Source organism: Streptomyces sp. NRRL F-4489, assembly GCF_001509485.1.
GTDB lineage: Bacteria > Actinomycetota > Actinomycetes > Streptomycetales > Streptomycetaceae > Streptomyces.
In genome coordinates this window covers 1-7,572 of sequence record NZ_LLZI01000080.1, presented here as the reverse complement: position 1 = coordinate 7,572, position 7,572 = coordinate 1, and the positions used below count along the sequence as shown (strand labels likewise).

At 74.6% G+C, this 7,572-nt stretch carries 6 protein-coding genes; 4 read left to right on the top strand and 2 right to left on the bottom strand.

Going from position 1 to position 7,572, the window contains the following annotated elements; genetic code table 11:
- Nucleotides 1-6: 6 nt before the first annotated feature.
- Nucleotides 7-1,557, bottom strand: a complete 1,551-nt coding sequence (locus ADL22_RS09055; RefSeq protein WP_066975573.1) for a class I adenylate-forming enzyme family protein — start codon at nucleotides 1,555-1,557, stop codon at nucleotides 7-9.
- Between the two features lie 247 nt (nucleotides 1,558-1,804).
- Between ADL22_RS09055 and ADL22_RS09050 the strand changes: the two genes are divergently transcribed.
- The 3 genes from ADL22_RS09050 (at nucleotide 1,805) to ADL22_RS09040 (ending at nucleotide 4,933) form a co-directional block, all read left to right on the top strand.
- The gene (locus tag ADL22_RS09050) at nucleotides 1,805-2,959 is read left to right on the top strand and encodes an acyl-CoA dehydrogenase family protein (RefSeq protein WP_066975571.1); all 1,155 of its coding nucleotides are present in this window, start codon (nucleotides 1,805-1,807) and stop codon (nucleotides 2,957-2,959) included.
- An 8-nt stretch (nucleotides 2,960-2,967) separates the two neighbouring features.
- A complete protein-coding gene (locus ADL22_RS09045; RefSeq protein ID WP_066975575.1) occupies nucleotides 2,968-3,966 on the top strand; it encodes an acyl-CoA dehydrogenase family protein in 999 nt (332 codons plus the stop codon).
- Between the two features lie 481 nt (nucleotides 3,967-4,447).
- Nucleotides 4,448-4,933: an ATP-binding protein gene (locus tag ADL22_RS09040; protein WP_066975569.1), complete on the top strand. Its 486-nt coding sequence runs from the start codon at nucleotides 4,448-4,450 to the stop codon at nucleotides 4,931-4,933.
- A gap of 288 nt (nucleotides 4,934-5,221) precedes the next feature.
- Here the strand turns inward: ADL22_RS09040 and ADL22_RS09035 are convergent, their stop codons facing one another.
- Nucleotides 5,222-6,148 (bottom strand): cyclase family protein, encoded by a 927-nt coding sequence (locus ADL22_RS09035; RefSeq protein WP_066975567.1) that lies wholly within the window; start codon nucleotides 6,146-6,148, stop codon nucleotides 5,222-5,224.
- A gap of 125 nt (nucleotides 6,149-6,273) precedes the next feature.
- On the opposite strand from ADL22_RS09035, the gene ADL22_RS09030 reads away from it, so the two are divergent.
- Nucleotides 6,274-7,188 (top strand): SDR family NAD(P)-dependent oxidoreductase, encoded by a 915-nt coding sequence (locus tag ADL22_RS09030; protein WP_066975564.1) that lies wholly within the window; start codon nucleotides 6,274-6,276, stop codon nucleotides 7,186-7,188.
- Nucleotides 7,189-7,572 lie beyond the last annotated feature (384 nt).

Below are 7,572 nucleotides of genomic sequence, written 5' to 3'. Positions count from 1 at the left end.
CCCCCCTTACGTAGCCCCGCCCCCGCCTCCGAACCGCTCCCGCAGCTCCCGTTTGAGGACCTTGCGCAGGGTCGCGCCGCGCGGCAGGGCCGGCAGCACCTCCAGCCGCTCGGGCAGCTTGTGCCGGGCCAGGCCCTGCGCGAGCAGCCGCTCGGTGACCGCGCCGAGCGTCAACTCCCTTGCCCCCGGCGGCTGTTCGACCACCGCGCAGACCAGTTCGCCGCGCTCGGCGTCCGGCAGCCCGATGACCGCCGCACCGGCGATGTCCGGATGGCCGTGCAGCAGGTCCTCGATCTCCCGGGCCGAGACGTTCTCGCCCTTGCGGATGATGATGTCCTTGAGGCGGCCGGTGACGACGAGGTGCCCGGTGGAGGTGAGGCGGCCGAGGTCGCCGGTCGGCAGGAAGCCGTCCCGGTCGAACGGGTCCGGCTCGCCCAGATAGCCGCGGCACACCGCCGGGCCGCGCACCAGGATCTCCCCGCTGCCGTCGCCGCCCCCGCCGCCGTCCCTCCCGGGCGCGATCCGGATCTCCATCCCGGCGGGCGGCCGCCCGTCCGTATTGGCCAGCAGCGCCGCGCCGTCCAGCGGATCGCCCATGGTGACCACCGGCGCCTCGGTGAGCGCGTACCCGTGCACCACTTGGCACCCCAGCTCGGCGGTCACCTCGTGGTACAGCGCGGGCGGTTTGGGCGCGCCGCCCCCGGCCAGCAGCCGCAGCGACGGCAGCAGCCGCTCCCCGGCCGGCAGCGCCCGCTGCGCGGCGAGGAAGAGGGAGTAGAACGCGGTGGACCCGCCGGCCACGGTGACACCGTGGCGGCGGTACGGAGCGAGCGCCCCCGGCAGCGCGAACCGCTCCAGCAGGACGGCCGGGATGCCCAGCGTCAGCAGCATGACGGTGTAGTCCGGCCCGGCGACATGGGCGTACGGGAACGCCATCGACCCGACGTCCCCGGGGCCCAGGCGCAGCGCCGCCGCCAGCCAGCCCCCGGCGGTGCGCAGCCCGCGATCGGTGTGCAGCACGCCCCGGGGCGCGGCGGTGGTCCCGGACGTCCAGTAGATCCAGCGCACCGCGTCGGCGTCGGCGGGCGGCGGCGGCAGGGTCGCCGGATCGCCGTCCGGCAGCGGGCCGTACGCGGCGAAGACGGCGGGCGGCGCGGGCAGCCGGGCGGCCGGGCGCCGGGCCGGTGCGGCGGGGCCGGTACCGTGCGGCCCGCCCGGGACGAGCAGGAACGCGGCGCCGGTGCGGCGCAGCACCTGTTCCAGTTCGTGCTCGCGGTAGCCGGGCAGGACCGGGCTCTGCACCGCGCCGAGCCGGGCCAGCGCCAGGCTGACCAGCACCGTTTCGATCCGGGTCGGCAGCTGCCAGACCACCGTGCTGCCGGGCCGGACGCCGTACGCGTGCAGCCCGGCGGCGACCCGTTCGGCGCGCTCGCGCAGCCCGCCGAAGGTGATCCGGCGCTCGTCCCGCGCGTCCTCGGCGCCCTGCACGAGCGCGAGGGCATCGGGCGTACGGGCGGCCCGCCAGGCGACCAGGTCCCACAGGGTGCTGCCGCTCATACCGCCGCCTTCCCGATCGCTTGATGGATAACTGACGAAGCGTCAGTCCGCCTGCCACCGCCAGAGGTTAAGGTCGCGCGCCTTGCCGGTCCAGGGGGTGCGGGCTAGCCTGGCGACGTAGAGCTGACGACCCGTCAGGTAAGCCGGGGGTGAGGGGACACCATGGCGAAGCCCGAGGAACCGCCGCGCGCCACCACCACCGACGGCCGCGCGGCCGGGCCCGCGCGCCGGAACGCGTAGGCCCGGTATGGACCTCGCCTGCACCGAGGAGGAGGAAGCCTTCCGGGCCGGTCTGCGGGCCTGGCTCGCCAAGGTGCTGCCCACCCTGCCGCCCCAACCGCCCGCCACCGACTGGCCGGCCCGGCGGGCGTACGACACCGCCTGGCAGCGGATGCTGTACGACGCCGGATACGCCGGACTGCACTGGCCGGTGGACGCCGGCGGGCGGGGCGCCACCCCCACCCAGCACCTGATCTTCCTGGAGGAGACCGAGCGGGCCGGCGCCCCGTACGTCGGCGCCAACTTCGTCGGACTGCTGCACGCCGGCCCCACCATCGCCGCCGAGGGCACCGCCGCCCAGCGCGCCCGCTGGCTGCCGCCGATCCTGCGCGGCGAGGAGATCTGGTGCCAGGGCTTCAGCGAACCGGACGCCGGTTCCGACCTGGCCGCGCTGCGCACCCGCGCGGTCCGCGACGGCGACGACTACGTGGTGACCGGCTCGAAGATCTGGACCTCGCACGCCGAGGTCGCCGACTGGTGCGAACTGCTGGTCCGCACCGACCCGGACGCGCCCCGGCACCGCGGCATCAGCTGGCTGGCGATGCCGATGGACGCGCCGGGGGTCACGGTCCGGCCGCTGCGCACGCTGGCCGGTTCGGCGGAGTTCGCCGAGGTGTTCCTCGACGAGGTGCGGGTCCCGGCCGCGTACCGCGTCGGCGCCGAGCACGACGGCTGGCGGGTGACGATGGTGACGCTCTCCTTCGAGCGCGGCACCGCCTTCGTCGGCGAGGTGGTGGCCTGCCGCCGGGTGCTCGCGGACCTCGCCCGCGCCGCGCGCGCGAACGGGCGCTGGGACGACGCGGTGCTGCGCCGCCGGCTGGGTCGGCTGAACGCCGAGTTCGCCGCGCTGTGGCGGCTGACCCAGTGGAACGTCAGCGCCGCCCAGCGCGGCGGCGGCGTCCCGGGCGCCGGCGGCTCGGTCTTCAAGCTCCGCTACTCGCACGCCCGCCAGGAGCTCTACGACACCGCGGCGGAGGTGCTCGGCGGGCACGCGCTGGCCGCGGACCACCCCTGGACCGCCGACCGGCTCTCCGCCCTCTCGTACACCATCGCCGCGGGCACCTCGCAGATCCAGCGGAACATCGTCGCCGAGCGGATCCTCGGCCTGCCGAAGGGGCGGTGAGCGGGCCGGTGGACTTCCAACTGACCGATGACCAGCGGGCGTTGCGGGCCGGCGCCCGGGAGCTGCTGGCCGGGCGGCTCGGACCGGAGCGGCTGCGGGAGCGCGCGGCCGGTGGCCCCGTACCGGACCGCGCGCTGTGGCGGGAGCTGGCCGCCGCCGGATTCCTCACCGTCCGGCTGCCGGAGGAGGCGAGCGGGGTCGGGCTGGGGCTGCCGGAGGCGGTGCTGGTGTGCGAGGAGGCCGGGCGGGCGCTGCTGCCGGGGCCGCTGGTGGCCGGGCAGCTGCTGGCCGGGGTGGTGGACGGGGTGGCGTCCGGGGAGCGGCTGCCCGCCCTGTGCGACGGCGCGGCCGACCCGGTGCTGTGCGAACTCCCCGATGGCGTAGGGGAGTTGGTGATTCTGGAGGGGTCCGCACCGGGGCGTACGCAGAGGGGTGGGGAAGGGCGCGCGGAGGGGCGCGCGGAGCTGGCCTACCGGTGCGCCCCCGGGGACGTCGCCACCGCCCCCTTCGCCTCCGTCGATCCGCTCACCCCGCTCGCCCGGGTCACCGGCTACCCGCGCACCTGCCCGCTGCCCGGCCTGGACGCGGCGCGGCTGCGCCGGGAGGCGGCCCTGCTGACCGCCGCCGAGCAGCTGGGCAGCGCCGCCCGGACGGTCGAGGCGGCGGTGGCGTACGCCCGGCAGCGCACCCAGTTCGGCGCGCCCATCGGGTCGTTCCAGGCCGTCAAGCACCTGTGCGCGGAGATGCTGGTGCGCGCCGAGGTGGCCCGCGCCGCGGTCTACGCGGCGGCCGTCACCGCCGACCCGCTGGACATCGCCGGCGCCAAACTGCTGGCCGACGAGGCCGCCGTACGCAACGCCCGGGACTGCCTCCAGGTGCACGGCGGGATGGGCTTCACCTGGGAGGCCGAGGTCCATCTGCATCTGAAACGGGCGTGGCTGCGGGCCGAGCGGTGGTGCGCGGCGCGTGAGGCGGAGGAGCGCCTGGCGGACGCGCTGGCGCGGTGACCGCGTGCGCCCGCGCACGCCGGAGATCACTCAGCGTCGCGGACGCGCCGTCCATGTCAGACTCTGGCACCTGGTGTGCGAAATGTCGGACCCCTCACACAGAACCGGTCACGGAGGGTCGATATCGGGTGGTGACCCGGGCGGGTCCCGTCACAGGGGGGAGTCGGCGCCGCGCTCGGGTACGCTCCGTGGGATGCGAGTGGTTCTGTGGCGCAAGGGTCGCGGTGCCGTCGGAAGGACGGCTCCGGGCTACGGACTGCGCGCCGCTCGCCTCGGGCGAGGCCCCGGCGATCCCCTGTGTTCGACTTCCCGCACCGCGCGTCGCACAGTATGCCGCACGCATACTCCCTTGCGCTGGAATATGCCCGAAGCGGTTGTTGCGGTGACACAACGTCAACTATGCTGTGGGTCGCCGGAGTCACGCACCGTGACTCCGTGGAGGCGCGAGGCGATGGTTCCGCCGGTTCGGATGGTGTGAGCGGTGCAGGTGCTTCAGGTGCAGTTGGAAGTGCGGCCCGACCCCGCGGAAGTGGGGCGGGCCCGGCGGTGGGCCCGGTCGCGGCTCGCGGGATCGGGCATAGGGGCGGACGAGCCGCTCGCCGAGACGCTGATCCTGCTGATCTCCGAGCTGGTCACCAACGCCGTGGTGCACACCGGCTCGGCGGCCCGGCTGCGGATGTGCTTCTCCGGTACGGGCGCGGTGGTGGGCACTGTACGGGTCGAGGTGGTGGACACCAGCGCCCGGCCGCCGCGGCCCCGGCACGCGGACGGCGACGACACCAACGGCCGCGGTCTGGAGCTGGTCGACGGCCTGGCGGACCGCTGGGGCTGGCAGCGCGAGGGGACCGGCAAGCGGATCTGGTGCGAAGTGGATCGCGGACAGCCGATGCTGATGAGCGCGGGCGCCGATCTGGGGGCGTATGACCCGCCTCGTACCGTCCGCGCAACTACGACAAAACGGGCGTAAGCCGCTGAATCGGTTCGCCTGACACGGAATTGGTCCGGACCAGGTGTTGACGTGGCGTGCTCCGGTGATCACTCTGGGGGGAGCGATGCGCCGCGAGGGGACGCCGAGGTCACGGGCTCGGCGAGTGCGGATCGCGGCCTGGTCGGGCCTTCCGGCGCATGCCGGGAGGAGGGTGGCGGACCGCGGTGCCGTGCTCGGGGCGCGCAGCGCGGGTTCCGCCGCCCGCCCGGCCGGGGGCCGGCGCTCCTCGGGCCGCGGGGCCGGCGGGCGTGTCGGAGGCGGCCGGATTCAGAGGATGGCCACCGGTGCCACCGGGCTGCCGGTGCCGCCCCTGAACGGCTCGGGCATCGCGCACAGCAGGAAGGCGTAGCGGCCCTCCTCCGCGCAGACCTCCGACAGCTCCTCCAGATTCCAGTTCTGGCCCTGGAGCATGCCCATCTCCACCAGGTGCAGCGCGTGCACCGGCAGCCACAGGCCCTCGATCTCCGGCGGGAAGACCTCGAACGTCAGGGTGTCGTTGGCGACCGCGGCCACCTCGCGGGCGTGGAACCACTCCGGGGTGCGCACGGACAGCCCCGGCGAAGGCATCGCGTACGCCTCCCGGTCGCCGGCCAGGTAGTGCCGGAGCTGGCCGGTGCGGACGAGGACGATGTCGCCGGAGCGGACCGCCGTCCCGGCCAGCTCCTCGGCGGCGGCGAGGTCGTCCGGGGTGACCGCGTACCCGCCCGGCAGCCGGTCGGTGCCGTGCGCCCGGGCCACGTCCAGCAGGACGCCGCGGGAGACGAGGGGGGCGGCCTTCTCGATGCCGAGCGCGGTGGCGCCGCGGTGCGCGGTGATCGCGGTGGCGGGCCGGCCGTTGTAGAGCCGCCCGGAGTGCGAGACGTGGGCCAGGCCGTCCCAGTGGGTGCCGGCCTGGAGGCCCATGGTGACGGCGTCGTCGGAGCTGGCGACCGTATCCGGGCCGAAGATCTCGTGGTTGATGGCGACCATGGTGTGCAGGGGGTTGATCCGGCCCGGGATCATGCCGGTCTGCACGCCGTCCCGGTGGAGCGGCAGCGCCAGCGGGACGCGGCGGCCGGAGCGGACGGCGGCGGCCGCCGCGCGGACGACCTCCGGGGTGATGAGGTTGAGCGTGCCGATCTCGTCGTCCGGGCCCCAGCGGCCCCAGTTGTTCACGCGCCGGGCGATGTCGTGGAACTCCTGGGGGAGGGGCATGGGTCTCCTTCGCGCCGGGCGGTGTGTCCAGTCCTAAGTCTGCTTGGTGTCCGGGGGGTTGTGCTCGCAGCCGGTGTGCCTCAAAAATCTAACGGTCCGTCAGAAACAGTGGGAAGGGGCGCGGCATGGGGAACTTCTTGGCCGGCAAGGTGGTCGCCGTCACCGGCGCCGGCCGCGGAATCGGACGGGCCGTGGCCCTCGCGGCCGCCGCCGAGGGCGCCAAGGTGGTGGTCAACGACTACGGCGTCGCCATCGACGGCGCCGAGCCCGCCAGCGAGGTCGCGGAGGCCGTCGTCAGGGAGATCGGCGCGGCCGGCGGCACGGCCGTCGCGGTCGCCGACGACATCTCCACGATGGCCGGCGGGCAGCGGGTGGTGGACACCGCGCTGGCCGAGTACGGGCGGATCGACGGTGTGGTGTGCGTCGCCGGCATCCTGCGCGAGCGGATGCTCTTCAACATGACCGAGGAGGAGTGGGACCCCGTCGTCGCCACCCACCTCAAGGGCACGTTCACCGTCTTCCGCGCCGCCTCGGCCGTCATGCGCCGGCAGAAGTCCGGCACGCTCATCGGCTTCACCAGCGGCAACCACCAGGGCAGCGTCTCCCAGGCCAACTACGCCTCCGCCAAGGGCGGGATCATCTCCCTGGTGCGGAGCGCGGCGCTCGGCCTGCACAAGTACGGGGTGACCGCCAACGCCGTCGCCCCGGTGGCCCGCACCCGGATGTCGGCCAATGTGCCGATGGAACTCGCCGAGATCGGGGAGCCGGAGGATGTGGCGGCGTTCGTGGTCTACCTGCTGAGCGAGCGGGCTCGCGCGGACGGGGTCACCGGGCAGGTGTACACCGTGGCGGGGCCGAAGATCGCGGTGTGGGCGCAGCCGAGGGAGTTGCGGGCGGCGTATGCGGAGGCGGGCGTCTGGACGCCCGAGCGGGTTGCCACTGCCGTGGCGGGGGTGGTGGGGGTGGATCCCATGCCGATGCTGGCGCGGCTGGGGGAGATGGAGGCGGCGGCTAGGGCCGGCGAGCGGCCTAATGGCTAGCCCACGTTGTCGGCCGGTCCGCTGCGCTTGGCCGGAATCCCGCGTTTTCGGCTTTCCCGCCGGTCCGCTGCGCTTGGCCTGACTCCCACGTTGTCGGGTTTCCCGCCGTGGGTGGTTTTTTGCGCCTGCGGCGCGGAGCCGCTGCGCGGGGCTTTCGGGGTGCGGTGACGGGCCGGAGGGGGTGGTGTGCCGGACTGCTTCGCTTTACGTCCGGCACACCACCCCCTCCGGCCCGTCCCCTCCCGTGGGTGGGTGGATTTTCGGTGGGTGGGGGCTGCTGTGGGTGGGCCTGTTTCCGTTTCCTATGAGGGGAGTTGGGATGAGAGGGGTGGTTTTTGATGGGGAGCAGGTGCGGGTGGTGGGGGATCTGGAGGTGCGGGGGCC